The 17,567-nt window shown below is 42.2% G+C and carries 19 protein-coding genes and 1 pseudogene; 8 read left to right on the top strand and 12 right to left on the bottom strand.

The genetic code is table 11. The annotated features are described in order from the left end of the window. Positions 1 to 2: 2 nt before the first annotated feature. From INE92_RS26415 to INE92_RS26405, 3 genes are read right to left on the bottom strand one after another with little or no spacing between them, the layout of a single operon-like run. Positions 3 to 1,139 carry a fimbrillin family protein gene (locus tag INE92_RS26415; protein ID WP_171030154.1) on the bottom strand — a complete coding sequence of 379 codons (1,137 nt, stop codon included), beginning with the start codon at positions 1,137 to 1,139 and terminating at the stop codon, positions 3 to 5. Positions 1,140 to 1,184: 45 nt separating this feature from the next. Beyond that, complete coding sequence (locus INE92_RS26410) at positions 1,185 to 2,105, bottom strand: DUF5119 domain-containing protein (RefSeq protein WP_005868808.1); 921 nt, start codon at positions 2,103 to 2,105, stop codon at positions 1,185 to 1,187. After that, positions 2,102 to 3,334 (bottom strand): DUF3575 domain-containing protein, encoded by a 1,233-nt coding sequence (locus INE92_RS26405; protein ID WP_005868809.1) that lies wholly within the window; start codon positions 3,332 to 3,334, stop codon positions 2,102 to 2,104. The genes INE92_RS26410 and INE92_RS26405 overlap by 4 nt, the downstream gene beginning before the upstream one ends. A gap of 304 nt (positions 3,335 to 3,638) precedes the next feature. Here INE92_RS26405 and INE92_RS26400 point away from each other — a divergent pair, with 304 nt between their 5' ends. Beyond that, positions 3,639 to 4,700, top strand: a complete 1,062-nt coding sequence (locus INE92_RS26400; RefSeq protein WP_005868810.1) for a helix-turn-helix domain-containing protein — start codon at positions 3,639 to 3,641, stop codon at positions 4,698 to 4,700. Between the two features lie 305 nt (positions 4,701 to 5,005). Here the strand turns inward: INE92_RS26400 and INE92_RS26395 are convergent, their stop codons facing one another. Together INE92_RS26395 and INE92_RS27050 are read right to left on the bottom strand one after the other, a co-directional pair. After that, positions 5,006 to 6,286, bottom strand: coding sequence for an ATP-binding protein (locus INE92_RS26395; protein WP_005868811.1), 1,281 nt, complete (start codon positions 6,284 to 6,286; stop codon positions 5,006 to 5,008). A gap of 126 nt (positions 6,287 to 6,412) precedes the next feature. Then, positions 6,413 to 6,572, bottom strand: a pseudogene (locus INE92_RS27050) (helix-turn-helix domain-containing protein). Between the two features lie 129 nt (positions 6,573 to 6,701). Here INE92_RS27050 and INE92_RS26390 point away from each other — a divergent pair. The 4 genes from INE92_RS26390 (at position 6,702) to INE92_RS26375 (ending at position 10,570) form a co-directional block, all read left to right on the top strand. Then, positions 6,702 to 7,052, top strand: a complete 351-nt coding sequence (locus tag INE92_RS26390) for a helix-turn-helix transcriptional regulator (protein WP_005868812.1) — start codon at positions 6,702 to 6,704, stop codon at positions 7,050 to 7,052. Continuing rightward, complete coding sequence (locus tag INE92_RS26385; protein WP_005868813.1) at positions 7,045 to 8,634, top strand: type II toxin-antitoxin system HipA family toxin; 1,590 nt, start codon at positions 7,045 to 7,047, stop codon at positions 8,632 to 8,634. The genes INE92_RS26390 and INE92_RS26385 overlap by 8 nt, the downstream gene beginning before the upstream one ends. A gap of 99 nt (positions 8,635 to 8,733) precedes the next feature. After that, a complete protein-coding gene (locus tag INE92_RS26380; protein ID WP_005868815.1) occupies positions 8,734 to 9,054 on the top strand; it encodes a helix-turn-helix domain-containing protein in 321 nt (106 codons plus the stop codon). Next, positions 9,044 to 10,570 carry a type II toxin-antitoxin system HipA family toxin gene (locus tag INE92_RS26375; RefSeq protein ID WP_005868817.1) on the top strand — a complete coding sequence of 509 codons (1,527 nt, stop codon included), beginning with the start codon at positions 9,044 to 9,046 and terminating at the stop codon, positions 10,568 to 10,570. Before INE92_RS26380 ends, INE92_RS26375 begins: the two co-directional genes overlap by 11 nt. Positions 10,571 to 10,592: 22 nt before the next feature. On the opposite strand, the gene INE92_RS26370 is transcribed toward INE92_RS26375, so the two are convergent. The 7 genes from INE92_RS26370 to INE92_RS26340 all read right to left on the bottom strand — a co-directional run bounded on the left by INE92_RS26370 (position 10,593) and on the right by INE92_RS26340 (position 13,436). Next, positions 10,593 to 10,823 carry a hypothetical protein gene (locus INE92_RS26370; protein ID WP_176702577.1) on the bottom strand — a complete coding sequence of 77 codons (231 nt, stop codon included), beginning with the start codon at positions 10,821 to 10,823 and terminating at the stop codon, positions 10,593 to 10,595. 162 nt (positions 10,824 to 10,985) lie between these two features. Then, entirely contained in the window at positions 10,986 to 11,495 is a 510-nt protein-coding gene (locus INE92_RS26365; RefSeq protein ID WP_007569216.1) for a hypothetical protein, read from the bottom strand. A 267-nt stretch (positions 11,496 to 11,762) separates the two neighbouring features. Then, positions 11,763 to 12,200 carry a hypothetical protein gene (locus INE92_RS26360; protein WP_005868821.1) on the bottom strand — a complete coding sequence of 146 codons (438 nt, stop codon included), beginning with the start codon at positions 12,198 to 12,200 and terminating at the stop codon, positions 11,763 to 11,765. A 43-nt stretch (positions 12,201 to 12,243) separates the two neighbouring features. Next, positions 12,244 to 12,492 (bottom strand): hypothetical protein, encoded by a 249-nt coding sequence (locus tag INE92_RS26355; protein WP_005868823.1) that lies wholly within the window; start codon positions 12,490 to 12,492, stop codon positions 12,244 to 12,246. Positions 12,493 to 12,505: 13 nt separating this feature from the next. Next, positions 12,506 to 12,742 (bottom strand): hypothetical protein, encoded by a 237-nt coding sequence (locus INE92_RS26350; protein ID WP_005868824.1) that lies wholly within the window; start codon positions 12,740 to 12,742, stop codon positions 12,506 to 12,508. 73 nt (positions 12,743 to 12,815) lie between these two features. Beyond that, complete coding sequence (locus INE92_RS26345) at positions 12,816 to 13,127, bottom strand: DUF2958 domain-containing protein (RefSeq protein WP_005868826.1); 312 nt, start codon at positions 13,125 to 13,127, stop codon at positions 12,816 to 12,818. A 33-nt stretch (positions 13,128 to 13,160) separates the two neighbouring features. After that, positions 13,161 to 13,436 carry a hypothetical protein gene (locus INE92_RS26340; protein WP_196048370.1) on the bottom strand — a complete coding sequence of 92 codons (276 nt, stop codon included), beginning with the start codon at positions 13,434 to 13,436 and terminating at the stop codon, positions 13,161 to 13,163. A 257-nt stretch (positions 13,437 to 13,693) separates the two neighbouring features. Here INE92_RS26340 and INE92_RS26335 point away from each other — a divergent pair, with 257 nt between their 5' ends. From INE92_RS26335 to INE92_RS26325, 3 genes are all read left to right on the top strand, one after another. Then, positions 13,694 to 14,914 (top strand): tyrosine-type recombinase/integrase, encoded by a 1,221-nt coding sequence (locus INE92_RS26335; protein ID WP_005868829.1) that lies wholly within the window; start codon positions 13,694 to 13,696, stop codon positions 14,912 to 14,914. A gap of 870 nt (positions 14,915 to 15,784) precedes the next feature. After that, positions 15,785 to 16,363, top strand: a complete 579-nt coding sequence (locus tag INE92_RS26330; RefSeq protein WP_005868833.1) for a UpxY family transcription antiterminator — start codon at positions 15,785 to 15,787, stop codon at positions 16,361 to 16,363. Positions 16,364 to 16,437: 74 nt separating this feature from the next. After that, entirely contained in the window at positions 16,438 to 17,559 is a 1,122-nt protein-coding gene (locus tag INE92_RS26325) for an MraY family glycosyltransferase (RefSeq protein ID WP_005868835.1), read from the top strand. Positions 17,560 to 17,567: the final 8 nt, after the last annotated feature.

Raw genomic sequence — 17,567 nt, 5'->3', positions numbered from 1 at the left:
GTTTAAGGTTTAACGTTTACGTTGCTATTTGCATCAACCCAGCCTGTTGTCTCTGCATCAAACTGGATCGGATTCAACACAGCCTCTCCCTGATCAGTATAACCACCACCGAAAATCAACGTGTAGATATGACGCTTGCCCGCTACCCATGTATCTCCGAACGGAACATAAATTGTTCCGTAACTATCTGCTGAACCCAACAGATAACCTCCGGACTGCTGGATTTTGCAGGTGATCGACAGGTAACATTGATGCGCACCGTCGGCTTTTATCTTGGTATTGGTGGCTTCTTCGGAAACTTTCCATGCTGTCAGCTTCTGTGGTATATTCAGCATAGGAGTTTTTTCGGAAATATCGGTAGCTGTGGTATTACTATTGACCTCGATGAATTTGCCTTGCACTACGGTAATAAAACCTCCTCCTGTAGAGCTTTCAGGCCAATCACCCACAGCCCAACTTCCCGTTCCATCGGCTGTCGCAGGCAATGTGTAGACGCCGCCCATTTTTACATTAAAAATCTTGATGTCCTTTATATTCACCTGCATGTTATCGTATTCGGTCTTTGCTTTGAATACGACCTGTGACAGAATATGCTTGAAGTTAAATTTCACTACTCCGTTGTTCTTGTCTTTTGTCTGGCCTTTGGCTATGGCATACATCACGTCGTAGTTTTCATGAGCATTGATACCAGATCCATACTCATCGGAGCAGGAATAAGTTATCTTTTGAGTATCCTTGGTGGCTTCCCACATATAACTCCACTGCATGGCTTCATCAACCGTTCCGGGATTGAATGCGTAAAAGTCCAAAGCCTCGGTAGGCCAATAACGAAGGTCGCTCGCATTTTTATAATCCCACTTACCATTATTGTACACGATATTCACTCCGTCATGTCCAAAATCCGTGTCTACCTTTCCCATGAAGGCAGTACCATCCGCCGTAAAAGCGAACACGTCGAAATCGGTGTTCTTCAAGTTGGTGTTGGTAGTAGGGGTAGCCCTCGTTTCCGCCGCATTACTTAACACGTTAAAACCAATCGCATTCCGTGAGGAGGTTTCCACATTCGCAATCTCCTCGTCTGAGCAACCCATGAGTAGAGCTCCAAAGATTGCCCAAAGCATTACTGTACTTTTTTTCATAAATAAAAATAAATCAAATTGATACATATAATTAATAAACTCATATTACAACACTATATCCATATTCACATCATCCCAATCATCAACGTCCACATCAAATCCCGCACCGTCACTTCCCGGCTCGGATGGAACCTCATAATCAAAATTCAACACCAGATGCACATCACCGACATGCCCCACTACCGGGACATCATGCACTTGGCCGCTCACGTCCTGTTCCAATACAGACATGCTGCCTGAACGGTTCTTGAGATACAACCGGAAAACATTGGGCTCTCCTTCAAGTGCGGAATGTCCAAACGTATAGAATCCGCCTATAATCTGATTCCGTGAAACCATTCCATCAAAGAGCAGGCTCTCCGAAAGACCGGCGGGCAAACTGTCGGCGGACATGTTAAGCGAGCCGGACATGCCGGAAAGAGCGGCCCGCAAATCCGCCACCCTATCCAGTCCCCGAAGACCGTTCACCTCATACGTGTAGTGACATACCATGTTTACGGGAGTCAGCCGTACTATCTCCGCGCTTCCTCCCGGAATGTCCTTGAGGATAACTTCGTCTATATGGTCGCCACACAGCCAAGGTGGGGTGACAGCCATTGTCCGGTTATCCGGCGACTGCACATCACGCGTATCGGCAGTAAAAAGCGTGTAACTGCCGTTTTCTTTCCAAACCATCCCGTCGGTATCGTAGTTGAAGCAAATTACCCGGTAATCATTCTCGGGAAGCTCCACTTCCCCATCCTCTCCTCCGGGGAAATCAAATATCCACGTGTTGCTTTCATCGTCGGTCGGATAAAATACGACCCTCATGCCTTCAGGCTTGTCATGATTGGAAATCTTGGTCCAGTCGAATATTACCCGCACCGTGGCAAAGTGCGGATGATCGTAACATAAATCCTTATGCTCACAAGCCGTCAGTCCTATCCATAAAAATATGAACACCAGACTAAAGCGTATCCGTATCACTGCCTGCCTCCTTTCTTCCGGCTATAATTCCCCCGCCCGATCAACCACACCAAAGAGATACCCGCCTTGGTCGGGCCGAACCAGCGGCGGTTTTTAGTGGTCTGCCATACATAGTGACCGTCCAAAGGGATGTACTCCTTGTACGATCCTCCAAGGTAGCCGATTCCCAACGTGAAATCCACATTGAACCGATGTCCCACAGGTAACGAGTAGCCGTAAGCCACGCCTCCCCCGTAACTCCATTTATCCCCCAAGTAACCTTTCCCACCCAATTCGAAATCATAGGTGACGATCTGCCCGTACAATCCGACATGATGCCCGGAAAACGGTTTTTCCACCGCTCTCCGACCGAACCAGCGGCGCAACTCCACATCTCCCCCATAGATACGCCAATAATTATGCTTCCGATCACTTTTCCACCAGGCATACATCCAATTCCCGGCCACAGACCAGTTCTTCCCCAAACAGAACTCAACCCCGATGTCAGGTATCAAAACAGCGTCATAAAGCAAGTTTGTTTTCACCGCCATGCAAAACGGCCGTTTCTTTACCGGAGCTATGACGGTAACGGTATCACGGATGCACAACGTATCACGTGTATGTATATATACCGTATCTCTGACGGGATTTATCGGATCACTATCATAGCATATTTTCACCATCGACGAACGAAGTTTCGGAAAATGGAATTTATACAAATATGAGTATGGCCTCCCCCCTTTCAGTCTTTTCAGTTCTCCCCCCAAATAAGGGCTGTCCTGGTTTTCCAAACGGACGATCTTCTCCAACAAACGAAGGACATCCTCCCTCTCCGGAACATTCACATCCGCTCTCACCATCGTTATAAGTCCGTTCCAGTCGCTTCCCGAAAAATGAAAATCCTTCTCCAATACCGGAATCTTTATATAAGGTGATATATACCGCCACAAAACCTCTGCTCGTTTTTCAGACAGCCTTCCATTCAACAGCCCCCCTCCTTCCGGGGAAGCTCCTCCTATTATTTGAATTTTCCTGATAAGACGGACGGAGTCGTTCAATGCGGAACAGATTTTAGCAAACCGCTCCATCTCGTTCCCATTGTCAAGTAAACATGTATCTATATTTACCTTTCCTTGATGAAAATAGATCCTTACCGAATCACGCTTCTCCTGAGCGGATATTTCTCCGCTTATACTCAACACGAGCACGAACAATACACATTTAATATAAAAAAAACATCTTTTCGTCATTTAATCATTTGTTAATATGACAATCCAAACCCAGGCTTTTACACCCCCTGAATTTCAACCGCTAAAGATATGCACTTATAAACCAACCTCCAAAGCAAAAAACAAGTATTTTAAACTTATAAATACTTAAAAAGACAACCACACAACAGCTACAACACTTACCACAGCAGCCAATCACGCTTACACAACAATTAAAAACACTTAACATCATAAAGAAAAGTACTTAAACATACAAAAAAAAAAAAAAAAACAGTTATTTTTGCAGGAAACATTATACTTAATAACACTTAAAACAATAAAACACATGAAAATCAGCACAAAAGCCGCCTCTTTTCTAAGTTCAATAAAAACTCAAACTTACGACAAAAAAGAAAGAGAAATGATAATAACGTATCAACAAAAACGAGTCTTTCATCTATCCCTGCTCATGCTGGTCTTATGCGCACCCATATACATATATTCAGTTCCATTTCCCAATGAACAGTTTTATTATATTAACAGCGTATTATTCCTGTTTATCATTATGTGCACTCTCGCTTATTTTAAAAAGAGAGTAAATCTGACCACGACCTTTTCCATTATACTGATAGCCATACATATCGAGATTTTTATCGAAATAATTTATTGCTCAATATGTAGCGGATATGAATATAGTTATCAAAGAGCATTGATAATGAGTAACATTACTATCTCTCTCTTATTTACCATGCTTTCCATCTGTGCCTATATGAGTAATATCTCCATCCTATTGTCCTCCCTTACCATAGCTTCCTATACAATCTGCACACTTATCACCGACGAACCGTTCCTATACAGTTATCTGCCTTTGATCATCATCATATACACCATGATCCCCTTATTAGGAAGATCCTTACACAGTAATATCAGCAGCTTGCTAAAAAGTAGCAACTTGCTAAAAGAGGAAGAGGAAATGCTTTTGAAACGTCTCCAAATGAAAAAGGAAGAACTATTCGCGTTCGCCGAGTTGTTAAGCGAGAATAACCCGGAAGAAAAGACAAGCTCCCTGTTAAACATAATAGGGGAACAATCCAAAGAAAATCTTTTTACAGCCCTTGCCGCATACCAGAAAAAGGAAAAAAGTAAACTTGATACAATCAGGAGAATATATCCCAATTTATCCCCGTCCGAATTAAACATCTGCCGTTTAATACTGCAAGACAAGACCGTCAGCCAAATATGCGAATTATTACATCGGAGTAGCGGAAACATAACCAGCCAACGAGCGAACATACGTGCCAAACTCGGACTGAAAAAAAGCGACAATTTAAAAGAAGCATTACAAGAACGCATGAGGCTGTATGAAGAAGAAGAACACCGGCAAGAAGAGTTTTCAGCCATGCGTTAGGGATTGCAGAGTAAAGCCCACAGCCTTTAGGCGAGGACTTGAAACGTAAAGCCCGACCGTCCCACAGGAACGCCCAAAAGAAAAAGAATCCCCCGAACATTCATCCGGGGGACATCCAAGCCGTCACATCAATTATAATACAGATTCAGATCATCCGTGCCAATCTCCTTTCCGTCCCGGAAAACAAGGCGTAAATCAATCCTCTCTCTGTTTTCATTGCCACAAAGATAGACATACCGGCCAACATACGCATCATACTTATCAATCAGTTCTAACGGTATGACCGGCATGGGAAAAGGATACACCTATATTGCATATAGCGGAAAATTTGTAAGATTACCCTGTACTTTATAAGGCAACATAGAAAATCTCTCCGCATGCAATTCCGGTCTTTTTCCCAGTAATGCTGTCAACGAATTGGCCCGGACATTCCCTTCGGCCTTCACTTCTATCGGCACCATTTGGGCATTACGTTGAATAACAAAATCCAACTCAAGACGCGAATTGTCTGTGTTATGGTAATAAATCGGTGACACGCCCTTACTTTTCATCTGCTGCAATACATACTGTTCAGTCATTCCTCCCTTGTATTCCTTAAATATGTCGTTTTTAATCAAGACTTGGGCCGGATCTGTCTTGACCATAGCACCCATAAGCCCCAAATCAACCATATAGAGTTTGAAAGCCGACAGGTCTTCATAAATATCAAGCGGAAGCTCCGGTTTGGTACATCGAGGCACTTTATACAACAACCCGGCATTTACAAGCCATTGAATGGCCATCTCAAAATCATTGGCTCTGGCACCTTTTCGCAAAGCTCCGTAAATGAATTTCTTGTTTTCTTTAAATAATTGGGAAGGAATGCTGTTCCATACCATTCGGACACGCGGAACCTGTTCTTTGGGCGCATGTTTTGAGAAGTCAAGATCATAGCCTTGCAAAATCTCCGACTGTATTCTTCTGACTTCCAGCAAGGAATCCGTTTCTACATATTTGAGTACAACTTCCGGCATACCACCTACATAATAATATTGCCGAAGGAGATCCGTATATTTGTCATGCAGGAGGCTTATCGTTTCAAAATCCCCACTCATAAGCAATTTACAAGCTTCTTCTTCTCCCTTGGCGACAAGAAACTCTTCAAAGTTCATAGGAAATATATTGATGACATTTACCTTCCCTACGGGATAAGACACATCCTGATGAAGGGATATCCCCAAAAGTGAACCTGCCACAGCTATATGATACTCCGGAACCTCCTCTTTAAAATACTTCAAAGATTCCAGTGCTTCCGGGATATCTTGTATCTCATCAAGGATAATAAGCGTATCACCCGGAGTAATGTCAACGGAAGTCATCGCACGCAGCCCCCGTAAAATTCTGTCAACATTGAAATCCTGAGAAAAAAGCTGGCGTGCAAGGTTATTCTTACGGCATACCACATAAGCCTCTTTTTTGTATTCAAGTTTGGCAAACTCATGGAGCAGCCATGTTTTCCCAACTTGTCGGGCACCATTTAAAATCAGAGGTTTTCTATCCTCACGGTTTTTCCATTCTATAAGTTGTTGCAAAACAAATCTTTTCATCTACAAACAGCATTTTTATACATGTAAAAACAGCGTATAATACATTTATCCGCACTTATTTAAAGCACAAATATACTAAAATAAACAGATAATAGAAGCAATCTTATACATTTTTCCGCACTTTAATCAACTCCAATGGAAAGCAGTAGCCAATTTAGGATTGCCTTCTCCACGCTCGATGGCCACCAGCGTATTGATGCCCACGCCCGCCAGTTCGGAGAAGTTCCAGCTGATTGACCTTCAAACTCTTCCTGCACTCTTTAATCATCTTTCCTAGCTCTTTCATATTCACAACACATTGTGATTTTAGTCAGTTTTCATCCTAGTTCAAAGAAAAAAACAGCCGATAAAGCAACTATAATCATTGTATTCATATAGATTAACATCATATATTCAAGTTAATCTATATATTTACATGGATTATTTGTATATTTGCAAAAAAGGAACAACCATGTGGAATGAAATGAGCAATCCAGCTGTGCTGATGAGAATCGGCCAGCGCATCAAAGAGACACGTATCAGGCAGCATATCACGCAGGAAGAACTGGCAACGGCTTCCGGTGTAAGCCCCTTGACCGTTGCGAACATCGAGAAGGGCAAATCGGTATCGCTGCTGTTGTTCATCAGCGTACTCCGCTCGCTCGGCCTGCTGGAGAACCTGGAGCAACTGGTACCGGAAATCCGGGTCAGCCCGATAGAGCTCAAAAAACTGCAAGGAAAGAAACGCTACCGTGTACGCCATTTAAAACAAGATAACCATGAATGATTTGATAGTAGATGTAAAGCTATGGGGAGAAAGCGTAGGCTCTCTCTATTGGGAAAAGGAAAGCAATGCCGCCTTGTTCGACTATGAACGGAAGTTCATCCGCTCCGGTCTTGACATTTCTCCCATCATCATGCCCATCAGCCAGTACAGGAACACCCCCTACCGGTTCCTTGAAAACCGTACCGACTGTTTCAAGGGGTTGCCCGGCCTGTTTGCCGATTCACTGCCGGACACTTTCGGAAACCAGATCATCAATGAATGGTTTGCCAGCAAGGGATTGTCCGGAGAAGAGATTACCCCTTTAGACAGGCTTTGCTATGTAGGCAAACGTGGCATGGGCGCACTGGAGTTTGAGCCGTCCTCGCCAATCAACGGCATGAACGAATCATCAGTGCTCCATATCGAGGAACTGACTGAGCTTGCCAAATCCGTATTCACGGACAGAATGGCTTTTCAGGTCCAACTGCGCCAGGAAGGAAGAAACATTCTGGATATACTGAAAGTGGGAACATCTGCCGGAGGTGCCAAGCCCAAGGCCATCATCGCCTACAACGATATTACCGGAGAGGTACGCTCCGGACAGGTAAAAGCTCCTGAAGGATTCGGGTATTGGCTGTTGAAATTTGATGGCGGCAAATACAGCGAACACACGCAGATAACGGACAATCCACAAGGAATAGGAAATATCGAATATGCCTATCACCGGATGGCAAAAGCCTGCGGTATCGATATGATGGAATGCCGGTTACTTCAGGAAAAAGAGTCATATCACTTTATGACACGACGTTTTGACCGTATGGAAGACGGAGAGAAGATCCATGTACAGACATTGGCCGGGCTTGCCCACTATGACCGTGACCAACGCCATTCATACGAAGAGATATTCCGTATCATGCGGCAGATGAACCTCCCTTATCCAGAGCAGGAGGAACTATACCGAAGAATGGTGTTCAACGTCATGAGCCGGAACCATGACGACCATAGCAAGAACTTATCTTTCCTGATGGATAGACAAGGGAAGTGGAAACTGGCCCCAGCATACGACCTCTGCTACTCATACACACCGGGCGGCAAATGGACGAACCGCCACCAGCTGTCACTCAACGGCAAACAAGACAATTTCACGATGGAAGATCTGCAAAAGGTAGGTGAGAACATGGGTATCCGGAAACACAAACAGATTATCGAAGAGATACAGGAAACCGTATCGCATTGGCATGAGACTGCCAAGGATTGCGGGGTCAAGCCGGAACACGCCGATTTTATCGGAGAAAACCTGCTCTTGTTCGGCAAGCAACTGCATACGATCCATATGCCGGACATTGCCAACGAACAAGAGCAGGCTTTCATGAAGGCTATGCGAAATGATGACTTCAATACCATTCTGAAACTGAAGATGAGAGGATATCAGCCATCGGAGAACACACTGAAAAGCCTCCAGCCGGATGTATCCGCCACCACCTTCATCGCTGCCGCCAAAATCTTCCAAATGGAAGGGATGCTAAAAAGCCTTCAGGACATAAAACCCGCGCAAAGCCCGATTACAGGCGGCAATAAACGTAGCATGGAATTGGGGGATTAGCACACAAACTACATCGCGCACAATTCAATATAACAGTAAATATATTAATTGTTATATATCATATTTTGATTTAACAATTAATATATTTACCTTTGTAAAATGACAACGAATCACATCACCCAAGCCATGGCCAATCCGGAAATCATAGTGGAACTGGGCAGACGATTTAAGGAATACAGGCTAACCTATAGGCTCACCCAAAAAGAGGCTGCCGAGAAAGCCGGTGTCAGCCTTATCACCTTACGCCAGTTTGAGAACGGGAAGGCCTATAACATCAATATGGGCAACTTTCTTGCCCTGTTACGAGTAGTGGACTGTCTGGAACAGATGGATGATCTGATGCCGGAAATACCTGTTTCAGCCTATACAATGGAACGAATAATGAATAAAAAGCCGAAAAGGATAAGACATGGAAAATAATGTTGTGAGTGTTATGTTATGGGGAGAAGAAGTCGGAAAGCTCTATTGGGACGAAAGAAACAAAAGAGCCGTCTTCAACTATCATCCGGATTTCATCAAGAAAGGAGTGGAAATCGCCCCACTGACCGCTTCTGTCAAAGGACCGGCGGCAAAGGGTATGCCCATACTCGGAAACAAAGAAAAGACTTATCAAGGTCTCCCACCGTTTTTGGCAGATTCATTGCCTGATCGGTGGGGTAACATGGTCTTCGACCAATGGGCGGCACAAAACCATATCCCCAAGCGCAAACTCACACCGGTAGATAAACTGTCTTTCATCGGGAAACGGGGAATGGGAGCCTTTGAGTTCATCCCGGCCACTCCTGGATTGGAATCCTCTTCCACTCTCCAGATAGAGAGTTTATACCAACTGGCACGCCGTATCTTTGAGGAACGGGAGGAAATATCCGTGCAAGATGACGAAGCACTGCAACTGCAAAGTATCTATGAGATAGGTACATCAGCCGGAGGGCAGCACCCGAAAGCCATCATCGCCATCAATGAAACGACACATGATATACGTTCCGGCCAAGTCCCTTTACCGGAGGGCTATACCTACTACATATTGAAGTTTGCAGAAGGGGACGATTTTCCGTTCACGCAAATGGAAATGGTATATTATGAGATGGCAAAGGAAGCCGGGATTACGATGATGCCTTCCCGACTCATTCAAATTGAGGGAAAACATCACTTCCTGACGGAGCGTTACGATAGGATAAACGGAGAGAAGATACATACACAGACACTTGCTGCCATGAATCCGGATGCAACGAGCTATGAGGATTTGTTTGAAGTCTGCCGAAAACTGAACATCCCGGCAAGCGAACAGTCCGAACTCTACCGTAGGACGGTATTCAATATCATGGGCGGCAATGTGGATGACCACATCAAGAATTTCTCTTTCCTGATGGAAAGAAACGGCACATGGCACATCACCCCAGCCTACGACATGACATTCACCACCAATTTGGACGGTGCGGCATACGAAAACGCACACTCCATGAGCATTGCAGGAAAAGATAACGACATCACGGAAGATGACCTGATGCAATTTGCCAAACAGAACGGAATAAAGAATGCGAAAAGGATAATCGAAGAAGTCAGCCTTGCCATCAGCCATTTTTACGATTATGCCACCAATCATCAAATCGATGACTATTGGAAAGACCGCATCGAAGAGCATCTTTCCGGTTTGGTATCTCCGATCATAGGGAAAACCATGAAACACTACCTGCCCACCATTGTCGAACCCTACGAGACAGAGGATGGCTTTTTGGTATCAGAAATCAACATCATCGAAAACACCCGGCATGATTTCCGTATCGAGGCCTTCATAAACGGAAAGCGACAGAAATACATTGCCGGGCGTAAAAGCGATTTGGCTGCTGAAGTCATTGCCAAAGGCAGAAACAAGATGCCCGTTGAGAACAAGAAAGAACTTGTGGAACGGTTGTTACTGCCTTTAGCTAGAAGATAAAAACAGACGAATAGCGACACTATTACATTAATAAAAAGTCTGTTCTTGTTCGGCAAGCAACTGCATACGATCCAAATCCGGACATTGCCAACGAACAAGAGGAGGCTTTCATGAAGGCTATGCGAAATGATGACTTTTCAATACCATTCTGGAACTGAAGATGAGAGGATATCAGCCATCGGAGAACACACTGAAAAGCCTCCAGCCGGATATATCCTCCACCACCTTCATCGCTGCTGTCAAAATCTTCCAAATGGAAGGGGTACTAAAAAGCCTTCAGGACATAAAGTCTGCGCAAAGCCCGATTACAAGCGGTAATAAACGTAACATGGAGCAAACAAATTTACTATTCAATTTTCAGTTTTTTTCTATTTCTATACTACTGTACGCCATAAAATAACGAAGAAACTTATTCCTATATCAATTCATAATCAATAACATACAATTCACCAAGAATATTAGGGAATGCTACAGTATCATATATCACCTGCCCTACTCCATTAAAATTACCCGGAGATATTACAGATGCTACAACACCATGATAAGCTGTGGGAGAAAAAGAAAGATCTGCTAATCCATTTATCCCAATAACATTTTTCTGTACACCAGCATTATTAACATTACAAAAAATTGCATAATGAATAGTTTGATGTAAATTTACAGCAGCATTAGGAAGATGCACAAAATATAATATATCTCCATTATTACATTTAGCTAAATCATGATAGGTATTTATTTTTTGTATCATACTTTCTAAAGAAGCTCCAAAAGGATTAACTGAAATTCTTTTTCCTGTTGCCTGTTCTATAATTCCTCTAACTAAATTAGCACACCCTCCACCATTTGTAGGTAAATTAACATTCAAATTCTGAGTATTAGTAATAAATTGTGTAATCAATTGTCTATCATTTATACTTATAGCCATATATTATAACTCATGTTCTCCTACTCTCTCAAAGGCTTTTCGGAACCTGCCTATAAAAACTGTCTCTGTAAGCTTACCCCACAAATCTACCCTATAATCCCCAAACCGCTATCATCCCTTTTCTGAATGCCATGGAATTTTTTCCGAATACATAAGTTAGAAGATGAAAAAAGATTGTATTCAAAGTTTTTGGTTCTTTTTTGAAAAAAGAACCGCTGGCCAAAAATCCAACGGTTACTTTACTTTCGGAAAAATATGCAATGAAGTTTATAGGCCGAATGAGGAACGCAGCTTCTTCATGGCATTCTCCACATCAAAGAAAGACACATCCATAAGATCTTCTCCCCATGCTTCCGGAAAGTCAAGAATGGAACGTCCGTTATTAAGAACCGCATCACGGATGGCTTTCATCACATTCTGCCGAGTCGGTTCCAGCTTGAAGAAAAGGCAATGCCTGACTGCCATTGTAAGGGTATCATCATCTATAAAGAAACGGATGGTGACGGTCATGTGTACCTGCGTCCGTTTCTCCAGTTTCTTCTTTTTAGTTTCCAGTTTGGCCAACCGGGAAACATAGAATGAAGGGATATGTTTCCCGGATTCAACGCAAGTCTTCATCGCTTCATGTATTTCAGCGATGCCGTCACGTATATCCGTCAAGTCGGTGCAGTTGGATGCAACCGTATAAGCCGATAACTTTTTCATCTCAAAAGCCGTTTTTATATGGCAAAAGCCCTGTTTGTGAAACTTATAATATATGAATCTCCTTATCACCTACCTTCTCGTCCGATACGACCAATACCTCGTACTTCATCCTCTTGTAATTATAGACTACGGCAAGCGTATTAAAGCCACCGTTATCATACCGCCTGTCATAAACGGTATGTACATACTCATACATCGCATTCCCCATCATGAACTTTACGGAAACATCCGTAAAGTAAAATGCCACCGCATAAGCCAGCGTTTTCTTTTTATCAACCTTTTTTGTTTTCATAACCATTTGTCCTTTATTGTTTTCTGATAAAATATTCAATGGCCGAATGAACCAATATATAATGTGTGGGTGTCTGCCTGCACTGTTCCGCATAAGGATTATAGAACTGGAGAGCCAGCGCATGGTATAATTCCGGCAATTCCCGCTTGATTCTCGCCGTAAGCAGCCGATAGGAGCATTTTCTACCGTACTTCATCAGCTCACGCCATTTGTCCTGTGTTATTTCCGTGCAATTCGTCTCGTAAACCATAACTTCCGTTTTTAAGTTCAATATTCCGGTTGGAAAGCGGAAAGGGGTTGTTCCCTCTCCGTTTATTCTCTAATCAATTCAGGCAAGCTTTTACCGTTATACCGGTTTTCAGTCCTTTATCCAGCTGCACGGTCAACCCACGAACATTCACCTCTTGAATTTGAGAAAGAAGCACATAACCCCATTCCCATTCTTGAATATGGCAATAACCGAAAAAAAGCCAGTCACCGTCTTCCTGCTGTTCGGCTTCCGTTACCAACCATACCACCGAAGAAAAAGGAAGGAAAAACCTTGCGATGACTTCCGCATTAAGCCCCTGCCCCTCTTTTGAGTACAAAGGGTTGGCTTCAAACACATTCTTTAGTTGTTCCGTCACTGTAATCATATGTCACATTTTTAAAGGGTTAAACTTCTAATTTTATGCTTCAGCTAGATTTAAAGACCTTTTTTTAAAACCCCTTTCCGGGATGACCTTTTCTTTCTGCCGACTTTTTTTTTGAGCTTTCATGCCCCATCTGAGTTTATAAGCCTTTTTTTTACGGCACACAACAAGAAGGAAGGAGGGATTGAGAAAAGTTTTGGACGACAAAAAATGTTGGGGACAGCGAAGCCGTCCGGCGTTATTTTTTTCGGTACAAAGGGCGAAGACCGGAACTCTTTCGTATCCATCCACCGAAATAAATTTGCCGTTCAAAAACAAAGGCTCTCAGACGGGGCTATGAAAAAACGTACATTAGGGGAGGCAGAAAACAAGGAAAAGGGCAGTACGGAAATAAAAGAAGAATAAAATCCAACATTATTCACATTGATATATAATAGCCAAGTATTTCGCCATATCAATATAAATCCAACTATAATCAAAATCAAACAGTTATCTAATTTATTGGTTATTAAACATATAATACGCCAAAACATTTATTTTGGAGAATATAATATTAATTAAACAAAAAAATGGCATCATTAAAAATAAAGTATCGACATTCCTCTATAGAAGGAAAAGCGGGAACATTGTTCTATCAAGTAATTCATAATCGTGTAGCAAGGCAGATAAATTCAGGATACAAGATTTATCCTGACGAGTGGGATATTTTCAATTCCCAAATAATCATACCAGCAAAGACAGGAGAAAACCGGCATCGGTATTTGGTTTCTTTAAAAAAATGTATTGAGGAAGACACCTCACGTCTAAAAGATATTATGATAAGATTTGAGAATCTTGGATACAAATATACGGCAGACGAAATCATTGAATATTATTCCGCTCCTCCTGTGAACGAGTACTTTGTGTCATTTTGTGAGAATCTCATTGAAGAATTGAGACAAATAGGTAAAATACGCACCACAGAAACTTATACCACTACGCTCAATAGCTTCAAGCGATTCATGAATTTCAGAAAGAAAGGCAGAGACATCCCTTTCGACAATATAGACTCCAACCTGATGATGGAATATGAACAATATCTAAAATCTAATGACATTTGTCCGAACAGTACTTCCTATTACATGAGAAACCTCAGAGCCATGTATAATCGTGCCGTAGAAAAAGAATTGGTTATACAGCGATATCCGTTTAAACATGTATATACGGGCATAGATAAAACTGTAAAACGGGCAGTTCCGGCCAAAATTATCCGACAGATACGCGATATGGATTTAAGTCACGACTCCTCTTTGGAATATGCAAGAGACCTATTTATGTTCAGTTTTTATACCCGAGGGATGTCATTTATAGACATGGCTTATCTAAAGAAAAGTAATTTGCAAAACGGTTTTTTATCATATCGCAGAAAAAAGACCAACCAACAGCTAGTAATCAAATGGGAAAAGCCCATGCAAGAAATCATAGATAAATACGATACCATAGGTTCTTCTTATCTATTGCCGATCATTCTCGACGCAAAAACGGATGAACGGAAACAATACAAGAATGCAGCCCAGCTGGTGAATTCAAAACTAAAGAAATTGGGAAAACAAATCGGCCTTCCTATTCCGCTGACGAGTTATGTGGCACGTCACGCCTGGGCTTCTATCGCCAGAAGCAAAAACATTCCGTTGGCTACCATCAGCGAAGCTATGGGACATGATTCAGAAAGCACTACACGGATTTATCTTGCATCGTTAGACACCTCCGTAGTGGATAAAGCGAACAGTATTATTTTAAATACACTTTAATTCACATTATAAAACAGTTTACGCCATAGGTTTCAGCATACGTGCCCAATCGGCCCGCTGTTATTCTATGGCAATTATTATTTTTATTTATCTGACAAAAAATAAGTTGGAATTATGTTATACAAATTGAAGTTTTCTTTCTGAGAGAAAGATTTGTAAATGCAAAAGTACAAAAGATAACACAAAAAACACTAAAAATCAGAAGAAAAATATTAGTCATACCATAAAAAATAAGAGGTATGATTAGAAAAAACTGATTATTTGTTGAGCAAATTGATTATACCAATCTTATAAATATTTGATATACATCAAAATACCAATCACCCCATTTCTCTCAGAAAGAGAAACACCGAAAATAGGAGAAATTTCCTATACGAATGCCATAGGAATATAATGAACAAGTATATACCCTATACTTTCAGTTGTATGACAAGATGGATTCAGAAAGGAAAAAGCCCCGTGAAAGTACAAAATTCTTGCTTGAAAAAGATTGAATAAATGACGGTTTTCTCCATAAGAGAAATGTTTTGAATATGCAAAAATACATAAATTATTGAACATAATAGCATAAAACAAAGAAAAACCTTAATAGCCACCTCGTTAAATGTCGTGGTTACATAACAAATGTTGAGTAAACTAGATTGTATTTACAGCGAATAATCCCTGTAAATCAATTATATATGTTAAATATTTATGTCCTCTATTTCTCTTATGGAGAAAAATAGGAATGCGGCAAGATAAAAGACGGCATGAATGGTTGATATGACAGCCAAAAAAGACATAAATTACTATAATACAGACCAATACATAAGTTGGGATGAACTATGGGTATATCTTGACCTGCCGTAATAACTAAAAAACACACGACGAATGAGTACTCCCATAACCACAAGGGAAGATCTAACTAGAATCCAATGGTTCGCCATGAGCGCTTATAAAAACGAGAAAAAGGCGGAAGAGATGCTCAAAGGCAAGGATGGTCTAGAGTATTTCATACCGAAACACTATGCCGTAAGGGTCTATCACGGAGTGAAATCCAAAAGGCTTGTACCAGTCATCCCGAATCTCGTCTTCGTGCATGCTTCCCGAAAACAGATCACGGATTTCAAAAAAAAATATAATTTCTTACAATTCATGATGTGGGAGAAAAGCACGGGACTGAAATATATCGTGGTGCCGGATAAGCAAATGGAGAGCTTTATCAAGATTGCCTCGCAGTATGAAGAAAACACTATTTATTATAAACCGGAAGAGATTGACATACGGAAAGGTACCCACATATGTATTTACGGTGGCAAGTTCAATGGAGTAAAGGGCGTATTCATGCGGGTGAAAGGAAAACGTCGCCGCCGGGTGGTTGTGATGCTTGAAGGGATTATGGGTATATCGGTAGAAGTTCATCCCGATTTGATTGAAGTCATCAATGATTCCGATTGTGACAAATTTTGAGAGATGACACAAAAAGGAGATGATGAAGTTCCCCTTCCTCGTGGCCTTACACAAATAAAATAATATTTGAATATATGTATTTTTGGATTGTAAATTGTTCACTGGCATTTTTGCTTTGTGTTCTCTGTGCGGGTATCGTCATTCCCCAGATTCTGCTAATCGCTTTCCGTAAGAAATTGTTCGACTTTCCCGATGAGCGGAAGGTACATCATTGTGCGGTGCCCCGATTGGGTGGTATCGCATTCAAGCCGGTAGTGTTTTTCACCATAGCCCTGTTGCTAGGAATCAATATGGTGCTGGGACATTCGGAGATATTGTCCGAAATCGGGAACGACGTGTGCTCTTTGGCTTTTGCTTTCTGCTCCATCATGGTACTATATCTGGTTGGCATGGCCGATGACCTGATCGGTATCCGTTATCGTGCCAAGTTTGTCATCCAGATTCTGTGCGGCGTGATGCTTATTGCCGGTGGGGTATATATCAACAACCTATACGGTGTTCTGGGCATCCATGCGGTGCCGTTATGGTTAGGATATCCCCTGACCATCCTGATCGTGGTCTTCATCATCAATGCCATCAACCTGATTGACGGCATTGACGGGCTGGCTTCCGGGCTATGCAGTATCGCCTGCCTATTTTATGGACTGACTTTCTTTATGCTCCATCAGTATGTTTATGCCATGCTGGCGTTTGCCACATTGGGAGTGTTGGTACCATTCTTCTATTACAATGTTTTCGGGAACGCCAAACACGGAAGGAAGATCTTCATGGGCGACACAGGCAGTTTGACCATCGGCATGATGCTCTGTTTCCTCAGTCTCAAACTGACCATGTGCGGACTAGACGATAATACAGGAAATGTACATCCGATGGTGCTGGCCTTCTCACCCTTGCTGGTTCCATGCTGTGACGTGGTCAGGGTTTACCTGCATCGGGTACGCAACGGAAAGAACCCGTTCCTGCCGGACAAGAACCATATCCACCATAAGCTGCTTGCTCTCGGAATAAAGCAGCGCAATACCATGATCATCATTGTTTCCGTGTCAACTATATTCATACTGCTCAATATTCTTCTGTCCCTTTATCTCAATGTGAACTGGATCGTTTTGGGTGATATATTGATATGGACTCTCGCCAACATCAGGCTGACAAAATCTATCGCACAACTTCAATCGGAACAGAAAACCAACAAATAAAAATCAAT

The organism is Bacteroides xylanisolvens (assembly GCF_018289135.1).
In the GTDB taxonomy this organism is placed as follows: domain Bacteria; phylum Bacteroidota; class Bacteroidia; order Bacteroidales; family Bacteroidaceae; genus Bacteroides; species Bacteroides xylanisolvens.
This window is presented reverse-complemented; position numbering and strand designations above follow the sequence as displayed.